General features: G+C 67.8%; 15 protein-coding genes and 1 pseudogene. 7 read left to right on the forward strand and 9 right to left on the reverse strand.

Annotated features, from left to right (window positions below; genetic code table 11):
* The first annotated feature begins 52 nt into the window (after positions 1 to 52).
* From LAJ19_RS00555 to LAJ19_RS00570, 4 genes and pseudogenes are all read left to right on the forward strand, one after another.
* Positions 53 to 1,120: a M36 family metallopeptidase gene (locus LAJ19_RS00555; RefSeq protein ID WP_225476406.1), complete on the forward strand. Its 1,068-nt coding sequence runs from the start codon at positions 53 to 55 to the stop codon at positions 1,118 to 1,120.
* A gap of 201 nt (positions 1,121 to 1,321) precedes the next feature.
* A pseudogene (locus tag LAJ19_RS00560) lies at positions 1,322 to 1,702 on the forward strand (VOC family protein); the annotation flags it as partial.
* Between the two features lie 286 nt (positions 1,703 to 1,988).
* Positions 1,989 to 2,135, forward strand: coding sequence for a hypothetical protein (locus LAJ19_RS00565; protein WP_225476407.1), 147 nt, complete (start codon positions 1,989 to 1,991; stop codon positions 2,133 to 2,135).
* 76 nt (positions 2,136 to 2,211) lie between these two features.
* On the forward strand, positions 2,212 to 4,257 hold the full coding sequence (locus LAJ19_RS00570) for a molybdopterin oxidoreductase family protein (protein ID WP_225476408.1): 2,046 nt from the start codon (positions 2,212 to 2,214) through the stop codon (positions 4,255 to 4,257).
* Between the two features lie 156 nt (positions 4,258 to 4,413).
* Here LAJ19_RS00570 and LAJ19_RS00575 read toward each other — a convergent pair whose 3' ends face one another.
* From LAJ19_RS00575 to LAJ19_RS00605, 7 genes are all read right to left on the reverse strand, one after another.
* Positions 4,414 to 4,773: an ArsC/Spx/MgsR family protein gene (locus LAJ19_RS00575; protein ID WP_225476409.1), complete on the reverse strand. Its 360-nt coding sequence runs from the start codon at positions 4,771 to 4,773 to the stop codon at positions 4,414 to 4,416.
* A gap of 154 nt (positions 4,774 to 4,927) precedes the next feature.
* Positions 4,928 to 5,923: a Holliday junction branch migration DNA helicase RuvB gene (gene ruvB / locus LAJ19_RS00580; protein WP_225476410.1), complete on the reverse strand. Its 996-nt coding sequence runs from the start codon at positions 5,921 to 5,923 to the stop codon at positions 4,928 to 4,930.
* 86 nt (positions 5,924 to 6,009) lie between these two features.
* Entirely contained in the window at positions 6,010 to 6,711 is a 702-nt protein-coding gene (locus LAJ19_RS00585; protein WP_225476411.1) for an SCO family protein, read from the reverse strand.
* 170 nt (positions 6,712 to 6,881) lie between these two features.
* On the reverse strand, positions 6,882 to 9,338 hold the full coding sequence (locus LAJ19_RS00590; protein WP_225476412.1) for a cbb3-type cytochrome c oxidase subunit I: 2,457 nt from the start codon (positions 9,336 to 9,338) through the stop codon (positions 6,882 to 6,884).
* Complete coding sequence (gene coxB / locus LAJ19_RS00595) at positions 9,335 to 10,561, reverse strand: cytochrome c oxidase subunit II (protein ID WP_349774815.1); 1,227 nt, start codon at positions 10,559 to 10,561, stop codon at positions 9,335 to 9,337. Before coxB ends, LAJ19_RS00590 begins: the two co-directional genes overlap by 4 nt.
* A gap of 279 nt (positions 10,562 to 10,840) precedes the next feature.
* Positions 10,841 to 11,767 (reverse strand): heme o synthase, encoded by a 927-nt coding sequence (locus LAJ19_RS00600; protein WP_225476413.1) that lies wholly within the window; start codon positions 11,765 to 11,767, stop codon positions 10,841 to 10,843.
* The gene (locus LAJ19_RS00605; protein WP_225476414.1) at positions 11,764 to 12,759 is read right to left on the reverse strand and encodes a COX15/CtaA family protein; all 996 of its coding nucleotides are present in this window, start codon (positions 12,757 to 12,759) and stop codon (positions 11,764 to 11,766) included. The genes LAJ19_RS00600 and LAJ19_RS00605 overlap by 4 nt, the downstream gene beginning before the upstream one ends.
* Before the next feature lie 147 nt (positions 12,760 to 12,906).
* On the opposite strand from LAJ19_RS00605, the gene LAJ19_RS00610 reads away from it, so the two are divergent.
* The 3 genes from LAJ19_RS00610 (at position 12,907) to panB (ending at position 15,644) form a co-directional block, all read left to right on the forward strand.
* On the forward strand, positions 12,907 to 13,389 hold the full coding sequence (locus LAJ19_RS00610) for a DUF420 domain-containing protein (protein ID WP_225476415.1): 483 nt from the start codon (positions 12,907 to 12,909) through the stop codon (positions 13,387 to 13,389).
* Between the two features lie 109 nt (positions 13,390 to 13,498).
* Positions 13,499 to 14,746 carry an MFS transporter gene (locus tag LAJ19_RS00615; RefSeq protein ID WP_225476416.1) on the forward strand — a complete coding sequence of 416 codons (1,248 nt, stop codon included), beginning with the start codon at positions 13,499 to 13,501 and terminating at the stop codon, positions 14,744 to 14,746.
* 76 nt (positions 14,747 to 14,822) lie between these two features.
* Positions 14,823 to 15,644 (forward strand): 3-methyl-2-oxobutanoate hydroxymethyltransferase, encoded by an 822-nt coding sequence (gene panB / locus LAJ19_RS00620; RefSeq protein ID WP_225476417.1) that lies wholly within the window; start codon positions 14,823 to 14,825, stop codon positions 15,642 to 15,644.
* A 44-nt stretch (positions 15,645 to 15,688) separates the two neighbouring features.
* Here the strand turns inward: panB and LAJ19_RS00625 are convergent, their stop codons facing one another.
* Together LAJ19_RS00625 and LAJ19_RS00630 are read right to left on the reverse strand one after the other, a co-directional pair.
* Positions 15,689 to 17,647 (reverse strand): APC family permease, encoded by a 1,959-nt coding sequence (locus tag LAJ19_RS00625; protein ID WP_225476418.1) that lies wholly within the window; start codon positions 17,645 to 17,647, stop codon positions 15,689 to 15,691.
* Positions 17,648 to 17,801: 154 nt separating this feature from the next.
* Complete coding sequence (locus LAJ19_RS00630; protein ID WP_225476419.1) at positions 17,802 to 19,112, reverse strand: Glu/Leu/Phe/Val family dehydrogenase; 1,311 nt, start codon at positions 19,110 to 19,112, stop codon at positions 17,802 to 17,804.
* Between the last annotated feature and the right edge of the window lie 9 nt (positions 19,113 to 19,121).

The raw sequence follows: 19,121 nt of genomic DNA on the forward strand, positions 1-19,121 counted from the left end.
GCGCTGTGCGTTCCCCGACAACCCCTGACGGGTGGAGTAGACTGCCCGCACCATGAAATTCACACCCAGGACGGCCCTGACGGGACTGCTGAGCCTCTCACTGCTGACGGCGTGCGGGCAGACGCCGGGCGGCACGCTCTCGGCGCAGGGCGGGGCAGGCAAACCCGCGACCGGCCAGACCAGCGTGGCCGCCCGGGCGTTCATGCCCAACCCCCTGCAGACCACCGGTGACCAGACCCTCACGGACGCCAGGGACAGCCCGGCGGCCGTGCCCGCCAGTGCGTACTTCAACGTCACCCTCACGCACCTGGACGGCAGCGGGTACCTGAGCGGCACCTACGCCCGCGTGGTCAGCGAGACGGGCACCCCGGTGTACGGCGCGGGACCGTTCAACTTCACGCGTGACCAGGACGGGTTCGAACAGGTCATGGCGTACTACTGGATCACTGAGGCGCAGACATACCTGCAGTCGCTGGGCTTCGGGACGGAACTGCCGGCCGTGAACAGTGACCAGCAGCAGATCAAGGTCAGCCAGTACGGGGTGGACAACTCGTACCAGAGTGACCAGCCGGACATCATCCGGTTGGGCAAGGGCGGCGTGGACGACGCCGAGGACGGCGAGGTGATCGTGCACGAGTACGGGCACGCCGTGCACGCCGCGCAGGTGCCGGGCTTCGGTACCAGTCTGGAGGCCGGAAGCATCGGGGAAGGGTTCGGCGACTACCTGGCCCTGACGGTGGGTGAGGCGGTCGCGAAGGCGAACGGCGCGCCCATCCGTACGCCCCTGCCGTGCATTGCGGACTGGGACAGCGTGAGCTACACCAGCAGCGTTCCGCACTGCCTGCGCCGCACCGACCGGGACAAGCACTACCCGCAGGACGTGCGGGGCGAGGTGCATGCCGACGGAGAGATCTGGTCGCGGGCGCTGTGGGATATCCGCCAGGGGCTGGGGGCGCGCACGGCCGACCGCGTGATCATCCATGCGCAGTTCCGGTTTGCGCCGGACACCAGCTTCGCGGCGGCGGCGCAGGCGACGGTGGAGACGGCGCAGGCCATGTACGGCACGAAGGTGGCCGGAACGGTGAAAGCGGCGTTCGCTGCGCGCGGCATTCTGAATTGAGGCGGACCCAGTGCCGGAGTTGAGGCAACCTGCGTTTTCTTGGCGGGAAGCAGAAGGAACAGGGGCCCGGGGCAGGTTGTCCTGGGCCCCTGCAATGTGAGGCATTCTGTTTCAAGCTCACCGGGCATCATAAATCTCGCCACATTCAGATTCATTCCAGCGGCCTGATGGTCTCTCACGCCCCGCCTTCAACCCTTCCTTGGCTGTAACGGCCAGGCGCACGAAGCCCTCAGCTTCTACCGGACCTGCCTGGGCAGCACGCTGGACCTCATGACCGTCACGGACTCTCCCATGGCCGATCAGATGCCCGCCGAACACGCGGACCGCCCCGTGCGCGGCAGTCTGACCACGAGCACCATCACGCTGAACGCCTCAGACCTGGCGGGCGACATCACCCGCAACCAGAGCGTCTCCCTGATCCTCCAGTGCAACGACCCTGCGCAGGCCCACACCCTCTTCGCCCGGCTCGCGCAGGGCGGCGAGATCACGCACCCCCTCGGCCCCTCCTGCTGGGAGTCCACCTTCGGGCACGTCACCGACCGCTACGGCATCCGCTGGATGATCAACGCCCCGCAGGCCTGATGCGCCCCTGGCCCCACGGCCACCCCATGAACTGGACCCTGGAAGGCACCGCCGAGCCCGTCTCCGGTGTCGAACGCGCCAGAGCCTTCTACGGCCGGGCAGCTGGGTGTCCACGACGACCATGACACCGTGCGCGGCAGGCAACGCACCGTGCAGCTGACCGCCCGCGGCTCCGGAGGCTCGGTCGTGTTCGGCCCGGCCCCTGCGGCCCATGCTCCCCGGCAGCCTGCGCGGCATTGTCATCCATGACCTGCGCGCCGCGCAGACCGAACGGCGCGGCTGAAACGTGGACGTCTCGGACATTCAGCTGCTTGGCACGGCCACCCCCCGGGCCATCACGCCAGACGACGACCTGAACCACGCCGGCGTTCTGTTGTTCAGCGCCCCCGACGGCCACCCCTGGGCCGCGCAGCAGATCACCGCCCGGCCCTGACCGGCCGCCAGTTCACGCTCACCACAGAGTGAAGTGGACCTCCCGCGCCCAGGACCCGCGCGCGTAGACTCCGGGCATGACCGCCCTGACGCGCGACGTACTGCTCACCTGCCCCCTGGACTGCCCGGATGCCTGCCGCCTGAAAGTCACCCTCACACGCGGCGAGGATTCCCGCACCGGGCAGGTCAGCGAGCGCCTGAGCAAGGTCACCGGGGACCCCGACCATCCCTTCACGCGTGGCTTTGCCTGCGCCAAGACCGTGCATTACCCCGCCCGCGCCAATCACCCGGACCGGCCGCTGTACCCCCTGCGGCGCGTGAACCCCAAGACCGACCCGGCGCCCATCTGGGCGCGCGTCACCTGGGATGAGGCGCTCGACGACATCGCGGCGCGCCTGAAAACCCTGCTGGACACCCGCGGCCCGGGTTCCATCCTGCGCTACAACTACGCCGGCACCATGGGCCTGCGTGAAGGCACCCACGTTCACGCCTTTTTTCGCGCGCTCGGCACGCCGGAACTGGATGAAACCATCTGCGCTACGGCCGGCACTGAAGCCTGGAGCCTGGGGTACGGCAGCCGGTACGCCGTGGAGCCCGCCGACGTGGCGCACGCCCGGCTGATCGTGCTGTGGGGCATCAACAGCCTCTCCACCAACAGCCACCTCACGCCGCACCTGACCGCCGCGCGCAAGGCCGGTGCCCGGATCGTGTGCGTCGACCCGTACCGCAACCGCACCGCCGCCTTTGCCGACGAGCACCTGAAGATCAGACCCGGAACGGACGCCGCCCTGGCCCTCGGCGTGATGCACGAGCTGTTCACGCACGGCTGGACGGACGACGCGTACATTGCCGAGGCCACCACCGGCATCGAGGACCTCCGCGCCGAGGCGCTGGCGTGGACGCCGGAACGCACCGCGCAGGTCACCGGCCTGAACGCCGACACCATTCGGGCGTTCGCCCGCGCGATCGGCACCACGCGCCCCACGTACATCCGCGTGGGGTACGGCATGACCCGCCATGAACACGGCGGCACCAACCTGCGCGCCGTCACCCTGATTCCGGCCCTGACCGGCGACTGGCGCGTCCGCGGGGGCGGATGCACCCTGAGCAGCAGCGGCGCATTCAAGCTCAACCGCGCCCGTCTGGGCGCCGCGCACCTCATTCAGCCCAGCACCCCGCACGTGAACATGAACGAACTGGCCGGCGCCCTGCGGCCCGAGGCAGGGTTCGGCGCCACGTTCATCTACAACTGCAACCCGGCCGTGGTGGCCCCGGACGCCGGCCGCGTCCGCGCCGGCCTGCAACGCGACGACCTGCTGGTCGTGGTGCTTGAGCAGGCCCTGACCGAAACGGCCCGCCTGGCCGACTACCTGCTGCCGGCCACCACCTTCGCCGAGCACGCGGACCTGTACACCAGCTACGGCCACCACCACCTCGGGTACAACCCCGTGGCCATCGACGCACCGGGGGAGGCGCGTCCCAACTCCTGGGTCTTTCAGGCACTCGCGCGGCGCCTGGGCATCACGGAACCCAGCGTGTACTGGAGCATGGATGACCTGCTGGACGAACTGCTGCGCACGGACCATCCTCACCTCGCGGGCATCACACCGGAACGCATCAAGACCGAAGGCAGCGTGCCCCTGAACCTTCCGGACACCTTTCTGCCCTACGCGCACGGCGCGGACACCCCCAGCGGCCGGGTGCAGCTCAGCCCGGCGCCGCAGCACCGCGAGCCGCAGGCCCAGCTGAACGCCGCGTACCCCGTGCGGCTGATCACGCCGCCCGCGCATCATTTCCTGAACAGCACCTACGGTCTGCTGGAGAACCTCAACCGCGCCGAGGGCAGCGAACCGCACGTTCTCGTGCACCCCGAGGACGCCGAGGCGTACGGCCTGACCGATGACGCCTACGCTCACCTGCAGTCTGAGGTGGGCGCCGTGCGGCGCCGCGTGAAGCTCAGCGAGGCCACGCAGCCCGGTACGGCCGTCGTGGAGGGCACCTGGTGGGGGCTTAGCGCCCCGGACGGACGCAGCATCAATGAACTGACCGCGCAGACCCTCACGGACCTGGGGGGTGGCAGCACCTTCCACAACACCCGGGTGCGCCTGACGCCCGCCTCCTGATCCCCGGCCCATTTGTGACCACCGCGCCCGTCTCCCGGTGCCTGGATGCGCGCCGTGCTGCGCCCACTGTTCCGCTGCGGCTCATCCGTGGTGTTTCTCGCGGCCCGCTGGTGGGAACGGGGCGCCGGTGCACCTGAATTCACTCTGTTGCAGCGCCTACCCGGTCGCCACCATCGCCTTCCAGCCCTCAAGGTCCTCTCCAACCGTCAGGTGTTTGCCGGCCCGCACGAGCGGCAGGCGCAGCAGCTCCGGATCATCGATCACCTTGGCGATCACGCCGTCTTCGGTGGTGCGCAGGTAGGCGAGGTTGCTGCGTTCGTACGCCTTGCCGTCCAGATCCAGCAGGGCGTTCAGGCCGTACTTCTGCACGAAGCGGCTCAGTTCTCCCTTCGCGATGGGCCGTTCTTTGAGATCCACGAAGTGAATCTTGATCTTCCGTTCCTTGAAGAACCGTTCGGCGGCGCGGGTCTCCTTGTTTTTGCGCGTACCGAAGATCTGCACCTGCAGGTCACTCATGCGGCAAGTGTAGCCCCGGCGGAGAACGCGGGTACGGCCGCGGGGAAGGCGTGCGGCAGGGGGCGCTCCACGGCGTCCTGTCAGCAGAGGGGCCTTCCAAAAGGGACACTGGCCCTGAGGAGATCTCAGGGCCAGTGTGGTACCGCGCTGGGGGTCAGTTGGTGTAGAAGCCCAGGTCGTGGTCCCCGCCGCTGACCGGCAGGCCCAGGTGATCGTAGGCGTGCGCGGTGGCCACACGGCCGCGCGGGGTGCGTTTGATGAAGCCAAGCTGGATCAGGTAGGGCTCGTACACGTCCTCAAGCGTCAGGGAGTCCTCACTGATGGCTGTGGCCAGGGTGTCCACGCCGACCGGGCCGCCCGAGAAGCGGTGAATGAGGGTTTCCAGGTACTTCTTGTCGCGGTCGTCCAGGCCGGCGCTGTCGAGGCCCAGCCGGTCGAGGGCGTCCTGCGCGCGCGGCAGTTCGATGGTGGTTTCACCAGCCACATCGGCGTAATCGCGCACGCGGCGGAGCAGGCGCTTGGCGATGCGCATGGTGCCGCGGGCGCGGGCTCCGATCTCCACGGCGGATTCCTCGGTCAGGCCGAACCCCAGCAGGCGGGCGTCACGCATGAGGTTCACGCCGATCTCCTCGGGCGTGTAGTACTCCAGGTGCTCGATGATCCCGAAGCGGCTGCGCATGGGCGCGGTGATCAGGCCGGGGCGGGTGGTGGCGCCCACCAGCGTGAAGCGGGGCAGGGGCAGCTCGATGGTGCGGGCTGCCGGGCCCTGACCGAGCACGATGTCGAGTTTGAAGTCCTCCATGGCCGGGTAGAGGTGTTCTTCGGCCACGCGGCCCAGGCGGTGTATCTCGTCGATGAACAGGACGTCGCCTTCCTCAAGGCTGTTGGTGAGGATGGCGGCGAGGTCGCCGGGTTTCTCGATGGCGGGGCCGGACGTCACGCGGATGTTCACGCCAAGTTCCGCGGCGATGATGTGGGCCAGGGTTGTTTTGCCCAGTCCGGGTGGGCCGAACAGCAGGGTGTGGTCGAGCGCTTCCTTGCGGCCCCGGGCGGCCTGGAGGTACACGCCGAGTTTCTCCTTGAGGCGTTCCTGCCCGACGTACTCTGTCAGGGTCTTGGGCCGCAGGGCGGCGTCGAGCGGTTCAGTCATAGCAGAGAGTCTAGCGTAAATTCGCTGTGAGCGGAATATTGCTCCTACAATTTGTGCTCAGTCGGTGTTCTGTACGCGCCAGGCTCTCAGTTCGCGTACTGCCGGATCAGACCCGGCAGATCCCGGTCCAGTGCGCCACTCACCACGTCCGTGTTCCCGTATACCCTCACGAACCGGCCCTGGCCGTCCACGACACTCACCTGATCCCCGTGAATCCGCGCCGCCACGGCTGCCGCCGCCCCCACAGCCTGGGCGTTCGCCGCGCCGCTCGCCGTGGCGCCACCCTGCGCCGCGCCCGTGTGCGCGCTGTGATCCTCTGCCGGCAGGGGCGCCACGTTCGCCACGAACATCGTCCGCGCCGCGTCATCAATCACGCTGGCCTGCCCGGTCAGACCCGTGAACGCCGGATCAAACCGGTCCAGATACGCCCGCATCACGGCCGGCGTATCGTGGCCCGGATCCACGGTAATGAACTGCACCTGCACCTTCGCGCGCTGCGCCTCACTCAGCGCCGCGTAGGTGTTCTTCAGACTTGCCAGGGTTGCCGGGCACACGTCCGGGCAGCGGACGAACCCGAAGAACACCAGCCGCACCCGCCCGTCGGCCTGCGCCAGAGTGGCCGGGGTTCCCCGGTCACTGACGAGCCTCAGCACCGGCAGAGGCGTGGGCGACTCCAGTGCCTCGCCCGCCTGCACCGCTGGACTGACCCGCCGGAACAGCAGCAGTCCGCCCAGCACCGCTGCCACCACCAGAAGCACCGCTGTCAGCCATTTCGAGAACCCCGTCATGCGTTCAGGGTAGGGGAGAGGCGAGGGGTGGCGTGTCCCACACGCCGCGCCTGGCGGGAAGCCGGACGGCCGCTCCGGCGGCGCCCAGCCTGCCTGCTGACTTCACTGCCGAAGGACCGCCAGAAAAAAGGACGCCCGCAAGGGCGTCCCTTTCTTTGAAGGCGGGAGCTTTACCAGGCGTAGAAGATCGCCACGATAAACAGCCACACCACGTCCACCAGGTGCCAGTACAGGCTGGCCGGGGTGATGGACCCGTGGTTGTACTTGTCCATTTTGCCCGTCAGGGACTGGTAGTAGGGCAGCGCCACGCCTGTGCCGCCGATCAGGATGTGCAGACCGTGCAGACCCACGATGGTGAAGAAGCACGACTGCCACAGGTTCTGCTTCCAGTCATTTTCCGAGCCGAACAGACTGAACTCGTACACCTGGAACAGCATGAACACGGCGCCCAGCAGCAGCGTGACGAACAGACCCAGCCGGAAGCGGGTGAGTTTGCCGTGGTGGTTGTCCTGCTCGGCGCGGTGAATCACGAACGAGGAACTCACCAGGATCAGGGTGTTCAGCGCAGCCAGCCAGATGCTGGGGCGCGTCACGGGCGGCTCGGCGGCGCCGATCACGCGCAGGTACACGTACCCGGCGATCAGCACGCCGAACAGACCCACTTCGCTGATGATGAACCAGGCCATGCCCATGAACCCGTTGTCGTACTTGGTCAGGTGGTGATGCGCGACAGGCACGTCATACTCGCGGGTGCCGGCCCACTTGAACAGGGAGTACAGGAACACCGGAATGCTGACGTACAGCAGCACGCTGGCCAGCTTGAACCCGAAGCTCGCTTCACCGAACGCCTGCAGACCCACGCCCGGGTGGTAGTTCGTGAACCACCCGAAGCTCAGGCCGTAGCCCATCAGCAGCAGCGCGAACGCGGTCATGAACGGCCAGATGCTGTCCACGGGCAGGTGAATGCTCTTGGGATCCACCGGGGTTAGCGTCTCACCACTCTGTTCCCAGTCGTACAGGGGCCGCTCGGTGGGGAAGCTGGTGGGGAAGTCGTGTGCGAAGTTGTACGGTTTGGGCGGGCTGTCGGCCGTCCATTCCAGCGTGAAGCCGCCCCAGGGGTTCGGGGACGCCGTGGCGGGCTTCTGGAAGCTCTGCAGCATGTTCCACACCCACACGATCCCGCCGGCCAGCAGGGTCAGGGCGCCCAGGGTGGAGATGAAGTTCAGTTCACTCCACGCGAAGTTGCCTTCCGGGTAGGTGTAGTAGCGCCGGGGCATGCCCAGCAGGCCCAGGATGTACTGGGGGAGGAAGGTCATCCACGAGCCGATCATGAACAGCCAGAAGTGCGCCAGCCCCAACTTCTCGTTCAGGAACCGGCCGGTCATCTTCGGCCACCAGTAGTACAGGCCGCCCATCGCCAGGAACGCCGTGCCGAACATCATCACGTTGTGGAAGTGCGCCACCACGTAGTACGACATGGTCACCTGGTAATCGAAGGGAATCATGCCCAGGCTGACGCCGGTGATCCCGCCGATCAGGAAGTTGAAGATGAACCCCACCAGCCAGTAGGTGGGCGACTTCATGATGATGCGCCCGCCCCACAGCGTGCCGATCAGGTTGAAGATCTTCACGCCGGTCGGCACGGCCACGATCAGGGTGGCGATCATGAACGCGATCTGCCACGCTTCAGGAAGCCCGACGGCGAACATGTGGTGCACCCACACCAGCAGCGACACCAGCACGATCCCCAGGATCGAGTACACCATGACGCGGTATCCGAACAGCGGCTTGCGGGCCATGGTGGACGCGATCTCCGCGCCGATCCCCAGGTAGGGCAGCAGCATCACGTACACGGCCGGGTGCGAGTAGAACCAGAAGAACTGCTGGAACATCACGGGCACGCCGCCGATGCCGGGGTTGAACATGCTCAGGCCTAGCTTCAGTTCCAGGTAGGTGACAAGGGCCGCGGCGGTCAGGCCGCCCAGCGAGACCAGCTGCAGCATGGACGTGGCGAAGATGCTCCAGGCGAAGATCGGCATTTTCCACAGGCTCATGCCGGGGGTGCGCATGTTCACGACTGTGGCCGCGAAGTTCGCGCTGCCCAGCAGGGACGCCACGCCGTTAAGGATCAGCGCGACCATCAGCACGGACACGCCGGTCTGGTTGGCATCCACGGACAGGGGGTAGTAGAAGGTCCAGCCGACGCCGGGCGCGCCGCCGTTGGCGAGACCCAGCACCACCAGAATCAGCGAGAAGATGAACAGCCACACCGCGAAGGTGTTGATGCGCGGCAGGGCCACGTCCCGCACGCCAAGCTGCAGGGGCAGGAACCAGTTCCCGAAGCCGAACAGGCCAATCGGGATCAGGAAGAAGAAGATCATCAGCGCGGCGTGCACCGTCAGCACCTGGTTGTAGGTGTTGCCCACCAGGAGCGTGTTGTTCGGCACGGCGAGCTGCAGGCGGATCAGCACCGCCAGGATCCCGGCGATGGCGAAGCCCAGGATGCTGGTGGTGATGTAGAGCGTCCCGATCTTCTTGTGATCGGTCGTCATCATGTAGTCCTTCAGGACCTCCCAGACGCCGCGGCGGGCGCCGGTTTCCTGAATGGGTGCGTGCTGCACGGTCACTGGGTGCCTCCGTTGGCGGCCGCGCCATTCACAGGCGTGTTCCGCCAGTAGTCCGCTTCCTCCGGCAGTTTGAGGCTGCGCAGGTACGCGGCGATGTCGTCGATTTCAGTGTCGGTGAGGACGCCGCCCTTGGCTTTCTTGCCCTGCACGACGTACTCGCTGCCGTCGTAGGTGGGCATCAGGGCGCCGGGCTTGACCAGGGGGCTGTGCTTGATCCAGGCGTGCAGCGCCGCAGCGGCTTTTTCATCCGTCCACTGGGCAGGCGTCATGGCTTCCCACATGCCGGCGCCCAGCGTGCGGCGCGTTCCAAAGAAACTCAGGTCCGGTCCCGCAGCCCCGTTGGCGGGCGTGCCCTGCACACGGTGGCAGCTGGCGCACGCCAGCGCGCCGGTGCTCGCCTTGCCCTGCATGAACAGCGCGTAGCCGCGCGCCTCGGCGCTGCCAGGCGCCGGTTCGGGGGCGCGGTAGGCTTTCATGGCGGCGAGGGTGGCCTCGTAGCGCGCCTGGTCCAGAGCGATGACCTTGTAGCGCATGTTGGCGTGGCTCGCGCCGCACAGCTGCGAGCAGTTGCCCTGGTACGCCCCGGCGCGGTTCGTGTCGACCTGCCAGGTTTTCTTCACGGCGGGCATCGCGGCGCGCTGACCGCCGATGTTCGGCGCCCAGAAGCCGTGAATAACGTCGCCGCTGGTCACGGTGAGCGCCACGGACTGCCGGGTGGGCATCAGCATCTCGTTGCCGTTGGTGACCACGCCGCCCGCATTGGCCGTCGTTTCCGGGTACGCGAAGTTCCACCAGAACTGGCGGGCCAGAATGTCGATCTTCACCGCCTGGTTGGGCGTGGGGTTCAGGATTGCCATGGAACGCACCGTGAGCACACTCAGCAGGATCACGATCACGACGGGCACGGCCACCAGGATCGTCTCGAGCTTGTTGTTCCCGTGGAACTGTGCGGGCGGCGCGTCGTGCCGGTCCTCACGGAACTTCTGCACCGTATGGAACAGGGCGTACGACACACCCACGAAAATGATGATCGAAAGGGCGATGGCCCAGACGCTCATCCAGAACATCTCCCGGTTGTACGCTGAGGACATGTCCCCGATGCTCAGCGACCGGCTGACCTGCTGGCAGCCGGTGAGCAGGGTCACGCCGAGAGTCGCCGCGATCGGCAGCGCCTGCCGGGCTCGCCTCCGTATGCCGCTATGGCGGTGTGTGATGGTGTTCAACGTCGCTCCTTTCCTCTGCTTGCAGTCTAAAGCGTCACGCAGGACTCTGCGTGTCAAGCGGGGTCGCCCAGCGCAGTCCGCGTTCAGGCATTCCGTCCGCATTCTACCGACCGGTCAGGCATACCCCCCATGAGACCAGATGAGCTGCGGGCAAGTGTCCTGACCACGGTGCAACCAGTCTTCATGATGCGCTCTCCGGGACCCCGGCAGACCGACCCGGCAGACAACGCCCCAGAAGGCCTGTTTCCTTCCGGGGCGTTGTCTGCCCGACGCTAAACCCTACAGGTGCGCGAACACCACGCGGTCCACGGTGGCCGCCACAAACAGCAGGGCCAGATACAGCATGGAGTACAGGTACAGCGGAACCGCCACGCGGCGCTCGACCGCGTGACCCGCCATCACGTGCCGGTACAGCCGCCACGACAGCACCAGCAGCCACGCGCCCAGGGCCGCGCCCGACGTGAAGTAGATGATTCCCACCTCGTGCAGCAGCACCGGCATCAGCGAGAGCACCACCGTGTAGATCGCGTACAGGCCGATCTGGGCGACCGTGAGCTTGTCCCCGTGGACCACCGGCAGCATCGGAATTCCCACCTCGCGGTACTCATCTTTGATCATCAGCGCCAGCGCCCAGAAGTGTACTGGGGTCCAGAAGAAGATGATCGCGAACAGAAACCACGCGAACAGGTTCAGGTCGCCCGTGACGGCTGCCCAGCCCACCAGCGGCGGAAAGCACCCTGCGGCACCGCCCAGCACGATGTTATGCCACGTGTTGCGCTTGAGCACCTGTGTGTACAGCACCACGTACGTCAGGAACCCCGCCAGGCTCATCCAGGCACTCAGCGGCGTGGCCCACACCCACAGCATCGCGAAGGAGAGCAGCTGCAGGGCTGCCCCGAACGCCGCGGCGTCCCGCGTGCTGATCAGGCCGCTGGTGGTGGGCCGCTTAGCGGTGCGGGCCATTTTCAGGTCAATGTCCCGGTCGATGATCATGTTGAACACGCCCGCCGACCCGGCCGAGGCGTACCCGGCGACACTCACAACCAGCAGCAGCCAGCCGCCCGGCCAGCCGCGCGCAGCCATGAACATCGCTGTGACGGTCGTCCAGAGCAGCAGGCTGATGACCTTGGGTTTCGTCAGGGACAGGTAATCCCGCCAGGTGGCGCGCGCCTGGGGTTCGGCGATCAGGGTCTTGGGGGTGGTCATACAGTCACGTCCACGTTACTCCGCGCCGCCGCAGGCGACTGTGCCCGCAGGGCGGTCATGGCCCGGTACACCAGCGTCACGGTCGCCAGCCACATCGCGCAGGCCAGCAGCAGGTGCGTGAGCTGCATCCAGCCGGGGGCCTTGAGCGCCACGTTGGCAAAGCCGGCCAGCATCTGCGCGGCAATCAGGGCCCACACGACCCCGCTCCAGCGCTGCACCTGCGCGTCCGGCCGTTCACGGCGCAGGAACACACCCAGCCAGACCAGGAACGCGCTGGTCAGGACGGCCAGCATGGGATGCACGACCCGCAGGTTCTCGATCACGCTGGCTGTGGCGGCAAAATCCCGTTTCACCGTCTGAACCGGCGTGCTGCCGTCGGCCGGAAGGAACAGCAGATCCCCCAGCGCCGTCACGGCGCCCGCCATGCCCAGCATCAGCAGCAGCGCCAGCCCCACCGTGCTCCAGCCGCCCACCAGACCCTGACCGCGCAGCCGCACCCGGGGACCACCGGACGCCCACAGCGCCGTGAGCAGCAGCGCCCCCAGCAGCGCGAAGGTGTTCGCCAGGTGAATGCCCTGCACGAACCCTCGGGCCGGATCGGTGCTCGTGGCGGTCAGGCCCAGCAGCACCTGCACGCCCCCCACGAGGCCCTCCAGAATGATCAGGCCCAGCGACAGCAGCGCCCCCAGGCGCGCCGGGTGCCCCTTGGCGGTCTGCGTGAAGGCCAGAACCACCAGCGCGATGGCCACTACGCCACTGGCGCCGCTGGTCAGGCGGTGACTGAACTCGATGACCGTGTGCAGCGTGGGACTCTGCGGCACAACCACCCCGTTGCACAGCGGCCAGTGGTCCCCGCAGCCCGCCCCGGCGCCGGTAATGCGCACCACGGCACCCCACAGGATCACCAGCACGTTGTACGCCAGTGCACCCCAGGCCAGCCGGGGGAGCCACACGCCCGCGCGGGCGCGCGGAACTGTCAACGTTCCACTCATCGTTACCATCCTCGCCGCCAGCGGCCCCCGGCGTGCAGGGTGCGGCGGTCAGCTGGCCTGCATTCTACCTGTCTCCTGCGGTAGAGGATTGTCCCCCGCGCCGCGCGGACACCTGCCCTGCGTGCCTCCACGTACACTGACCGGGATATGGCGGAAACCATCAACCAGTGGGCGGTCATCACGATCGTCCTGAGCGGACTGGCCCTGTGCGTGGGCGTGTACCTCATCCGGCGCGGCCTGCGCGAGGCCCACATGCGCGCCATGATCGTCGCCACCACCCTGGCCACCATCTTTCTGGTGCTGTACCTCACCCGGCTGGGCCTGGGGTACGAGAAAAAGTACGCGGGGCCCGACGCGTGGCGCGGGGCGTACTTCGCGCTGCTGATCAGCCACATCATCCTGGCCGCCGCCAACCTCCCCCTCGCCCTCGGCGCCCTGTGGAACGCCGTGCGGGGCCTGAAGGCCGCCGGGAACCTGGGGAACATCGACCTGCCGGCCGCCCGCGGGTACTTCAACCGCCACCGCGCCTGGGTGCGCTGGACCGTTCCCGTCTGGCTGTATGTCGCGGTGACCGGCTGGATCATCTACCTGGTGCTGGGCCGGTACGGAGAGGTCATCAAGGGCAGCTGAGGGTCACGGTAAGCCTTGAGGGGTGCCCCAGGCCTGGAGCTGGCCGGGGCGCCCCTGTTCCGCGTGCAGGAACGCCCCGGGCAGGGCGCCGCGGACCTACACTCTCCCGGTGAGTGCCGCTCCCAACTCCGCCCCTGTGCGTGACGTCATGCAGTACCCGGAATTCCGGGCGATGCTGATTGCCGCGGTGACCAGCACCCTCGCGGGGCGCGCTGTAGCCCTGACCGTTGCCTATCAGCTGTACCAGCTGACCAGAGACCCCCTCACGCTGGGCCTGCTGGGCCTCGTGGAGGCAATCCCCGCCCTGAGCCTCGCGCTGCTGGGCGGCGTGGTCGCTGACCGCACCGACCGCCGGCGCATTCTGCTGGGGACCATCACGGTGGAGGTCGTGTGCGCCGCGCTGTTCGCGCTGTACGCCCCTCACGCCCCTTCGGGGGGAATCTGGCCCCTGCTGGCACTCATCTTCACGCTGGGTGTCGCGCGCGGTTTCTCCGATCCGGCCCTGCCGGCCTTCCAGGCGCAGGTGGTGCCGCGCGAGCTGCTGCTGCGCGCCAGTGCGTGGCGGTCCAGCGCGTGGCAGGCCGCCGCGATCATCGGCCCGGCGCTGGGCGGCGTGCTGTACGCCTCCCTGGGGCCGCAGGGTGCGTACGCTTTCGCGTGCGTGCTGTTCGTGGTGTCACTGGCGTGCGTGGCGATCGTGAAAAGCAAGGGCCGGCCCGCCTTCGCGGCCGGTGAACCGTTCGGGCAGAGCATCAAGGCCGGCCTCGCCTTCGTGATGGCCCGGCAGGTGCTGGTGGGCAGCATGGCCCTGGACCTGTTCAGTGTGCTGTTCGGCGGCGCTGTGGCGCTGCTGCCGGTGTTCGCCAGCGACATCCTGAAGGTGGGACCCACCGGCCTCGGGGTGCTTGTCGCGGCGCCCAGCGTGGGCGCCCTGGGTGTGATGCTGTTCGCCACGCGCCGCCCCCCGGGCGAGAACGCGGGGCGCACCCTGCTGCTGGCCGTGGCCGGCTTCGGCGTGAGCATGGTGGTCTTCGGCCTGTCCGACAATCTGAGCCTCAGCGTGGCGGCGCTGGTCGCGGCCGGCGTGTTCGACGGAATCAGCATGGTCATCCGCAGCGCCACCCTGCAGCTGAAAACCCCGGATCACATGCGGGGCCGCGTGAACGCCGTGAGCGGCATGTTCATCGGGGCCAGCAACGAACTGGGCGCTTTCGAAAGTGGCGTGGCCGCCCGGCTGCTCGGCACCGGCCGCAGCGTCTGGCTGGGCGGCCTCGTCACGCTGATCGTGGTGGCCGTCACCGCTGCGCTCGCCCCGGAACTGCGCGCCATGAACCTCGCCGACACCGGGGACGACTGAGCGGACACCAGCCTGAGGCACTCCCGGCCGCGGGTTCCGGAGGTTGAGCGCCCAGCCCCTCTGCTACGCTCCGGGGATGAAACGCAGCATTCCGGAGTTGCAGCACTCCGACACGCCGCTGGTGATGGTCACCGCGTACGACTACCCGGGCGGCCGGCACGCCGAGGCGGCCGGCGTGGACCTGATCCTGGTGGGGGACAGCCTGGGCAACGTGGTCCTGGGGTACGACTCCACGGCGCCCGTCACCCTGGGCGACATGATTCACCACGCGCGCGCCGTGCGCCGCGGCGCGCCCGGCACGTTCATGGTGGTGGACCTGCCGTTCGGCACGTACCACACCGGCGTGCAGGACGCCATGCGCAACGCTGTGCGCGTCATTCAGGAAACCGGTGCGGACGCCATCAAGATGGAAGGCGCCACGCCCGAGATTCTGCAGGTCGTGCAGACCCTCACCCGCAACGGCATTCCCGTGATGGGCCACGTGGGCCTCATGCCCCAGACCGCCACCGCCCAGGGCGGCCTGCGCGTGCAGGGCAAGGACGACGCCACCGCGCGCGCCACGCTGGAGGGCGCCGCCGCACTGGAAACCGCCGGCGCGTTCAGCGTGGTGCTGGAGGCCATTCCGGCACGACTGGCCAAACTCATCAGTGACCGCCTGCAGGTGCCCACCATCGGAATCGGAGCGGGCGTGAACTGCGACGGTCAGGTGCTCGTGACCCACGACCTGCTGGGCATCTACGAGGGTGATGACAAGAAGATCGCCAAACGCTACGCCGAGATCGGTCGCCTGGCACGTGAAGCGATCGAAGCGTACGCCGCCGAGGTGCGTGCCCGGCAGTTCCCCACCCGTGACAACTCGTTCGTGATGAAAGACGACGTGCTGGACAAACTGTACTGAGGGGCCGGCGGGCGGCCCTGACTGTGGGAGGTAGGGGGCTCTCTTTACCCGCCCACGTGGACGATGGGCCGCCGGTCACGGTCGGGTTCCGCGCGCCGCAGAATCTCCCGGGTCAGGGGCGGCACGTCCCCGCGCCCGCCAATCACGAAGTCCAGTGCGAGTTGCAGGGGACTCTCCTCGGTCCAGCGCATGTACACCTGCGGCGGGGCGCCCTTGCCGCGCAGGTGAAGCAGCACGGCCGCGATGGTGTTGGGAATACTGGACCCCCGCGCTTTCAGGATCGAGTACGGGCCGACCTGGAGGCCCGTGACCTCCACCACGTCCGTGAACTCACTGGCGTCATCCACCTCGACTTCCAGGAACAGGAACGGCACGTCGTCGGGCAGGTGCACCATCTGCCGCACGCGGAGTTCCTGCCGGCTGTACTCGGCCTCGTTCGCGCGGCCCGGGTGGTGGCACACGAACCGCAGCGGGCGGATCGGGTGCGTCTTGAGCTGCTGAATGGCCGCTTCATCGAACTGCACCTGACTGACCCGCAGTTCGAACGACCGGGACACGCGCGAACTGATGCCCACGGCCAGGACGAGCACGATGAACAGCAGCGCGATCAGCAGGCCCTGCGGGTTGCTGATGACAGTCACGGCGCTGGTGTACACGAAGATGGCGCTGATCACCCCGAACGTCCACGCGCGCTGCCGCTGCCGGCGCCGCGCGGCCGTGAGCCCCACGGCCACAGCGGCGGAGGTCATCATGGCGAGCACGCCGGTCGCGTACGCCGCGGCCTGCGCGTCCACGTCCGCGCGGAACGCGGCCGTCACCACGAACGCGATCAGCAGGTAGATCAGCACCAGCGGGCGGTGCAGGCGGCTCCACTCGGGCGCCATGCCGTAGCGGGGCAGGTAGCGGGGCACGATGTTCAGCAGCCCCGCCATGGCGCTCGCTCCCGCAAACCACAGGATGCCGATGGTGCTGACGTCGTATGCGGTGCCCAGCCACTCGCCCAGGGTTTCATGGGCCAGGTACGCCAGGGCGCGGCCGTTGGCACTGCCGCCCGGCTGGAACTCGGCGGCGGGAATGAGCAGCGTCGTGACCAGGCTGCTGGAAAGCAGGAACGCACTCATGAGCAGCGCCGCGGTCGTCAGAAGTTTCTTGCCGTTCCGGATGCGTCCGGCAGGCCGGGTCTCGGTGTCGCCCGCGTCGCCCTGAATGAGAGGCATGACCACCACACCCGTCTCAAAGCCGGACAGGCCCAGGGCAAGTTTCGGAAAGACCAGCAGCGCCGCGCCCAGCAGCGCCAGGGGTGACCCGAACCCGCTGTGCAGCGCGCCAAGCCAGTCGCGGATCACGTGCGGCTGCTCGGCCACGAGCTGCAGGCCCCGGCCGATCACCAGGGCGCTGAGGCTGAGGTAGGCGACGACCAGCACCACGGCAATGCCCATCGCTTCCTTGAACCCCTTGAGGAACACCGCGCCGAGCAGCAGCAGCAGCAGCAGCGTGACCCCCACCTGATGCCCTTCCAGCGCCGGTTTCAGGAAGGGGTTCTCGATGACGTGCGCGGCGGCGTCCGCGGCGGACAGCGTGATCGTGATGATGAACCCGGTCGCCACAAACCCAATCAGGGTGAGCACCAGAAACTTGCTGGGCCAGTACGTCAGGAGGCGCTCCAGCATGCTGATCGACCCGTCGCCGTGCGGGCTGTCCTCCGCCACCCGGCGGTACATGGGCAGCGCCCCGAACAGCGTGACCAGCACCAGCACCAGCGTGGCAAACGGAGAGACGGCCCCGGCCGCCAGCGCCGCGATGCCCGGCTGGTAGCCCAGCGTGCTGAAGTAGTCCACGCCGGTCAGGCACATCACCTGCCACCAGGGGTGGGTGCGTTCGTGCGCGCGGCCCTCGCGTTCCTGCTCGAAGTCACCGTCCTGTTCCCGGCGGGTGTCCTGCTCCAGTACCCAGCGTGACGCGCGGTCCAGAACGGGTTTCAGGGCAGAGGGCGGATGCGACATGACCTGCGGATTATTCGCCTTCCCCGGCCGGATTGAAAGGAGGCCCCCGCCACGTGAACGCAGCGGACGGAAAGAAGAAGCCAGAACACACCCCCGGCGCGGGGCCGGGGGCAGGCGGCGGGGGTGGCCGCCGGGGCTCAGACGTCCGAGCGACTCAGGGGTACAGGCCGCGCAGCGCGCGGGCTTCGAGGACGCGGGTGCAGGCCACGATGTACACCGCGGTGCGCAGCGTCACGCCGTGGCGCACCTTGACCTCCCACAGGCTCTGGAACGCTTCACGCATGATGCGGTCCAGGCGCGCATTGATTTCCTCTTCCGTCCAGAAGAACGAGCTGAAGTCCTGCACCCACTCGAAGTACGAGACCGTTACGCCGCCCGCGTTCGCCAGCACGTCCGGGACCACGGTCACGCCGCGCTCGGCCAGCAGATCGTCGGCCGCCGGGATGGTGGGACCGTTGGCGCCCTCCACGATCAGTTTCGCCTTGATCCGCCCGGCGTTCGCCAGCGTGATCTGTTTTTCCAGCGCGGCGGGAATCAGCACGTCGCACGCCACGTCCCAGAACTCGTCGCGTTGCAGTTCCTCGGTGCCGGGCAGCTCGGTGATCTTCCCGGTGCGCCGCAGGTGCGCCAGGGCGGCGACCGGGTCGATGCCCGCGTCGCTGTAGACGGTGCCGGTCACGTCCTGAATGGCGACGATCTTCGCGCCGTGCGCGTGGAAGATGCGGGCCGCGGCTTCACCGACGTTCCCGAACCCCTGCACGGCGATACGTGCGCCTTCCATGGACATGCCGAGCGTTTTCATGGCTTCGGCGCCCGTGACGAACACGCCGCGCCCGGTGGCGTCCCCGCGCCCGAGCGAGCCGCCCAGCGACACGGGTTTGCCGGTCACGACGCCGGTGGCGGTGCGGCCGACGTTCATGGAGTAGGTGTCCATCATCCACGCCATGGTCTGCGGATTGGTGTTCACGTCCGGCGCGGGGATGTCCTTGTCCGGGCCGATGATCAGACCGATCTCGGTGGTGTACCGGCGGGTGAGCCGCTCGAGTTCACCGGTGGAGTACCGGCGCGGGTCAATGCGGATGCCGCCCTTGCCGCCGCCGTAGGGAAGGTTCACGGCAGCGTTCTTGATGGTCATCCACGCGGAGAGCGCCATCACCTCACTGAGGGTCACGTCCTGGTGGAAACGTACGCCGCCCTTGGCGGGGCCGCGGGAGGTGTTGTGCTGCACGCGGTACCCTTCAAAGTGCGCGACCGTGCCGTCATCCAGGTGAATGGGCACGTCCACCACCAGGATGCGTTTGGGCCGCTTCAGGGTTTCAGCCCAGTAGGCGAGTTTGCCCAGGTAGGGCGTGACCCGCTCGACCTGCTCAAGGTAGATCTCGTACGGCCCGATGTTGTTCGGGTCGAGGTAGCTGGGAATGGCGTGCGTGCCGGCCTTCTGCGTGGGGTCTTGCGTGGCGGTCATGGCTTGGCC

Origin of the sequence: Deinococcus taeanensis, assembly GCF_020229735.1 — a bacterium.
Taxonomy (GTDB): Bacteria; Deinococcota; Deinococci; order Deinococcales; family Deinococcaceae; genus Deinococcus; species Deinococcus taeanensis.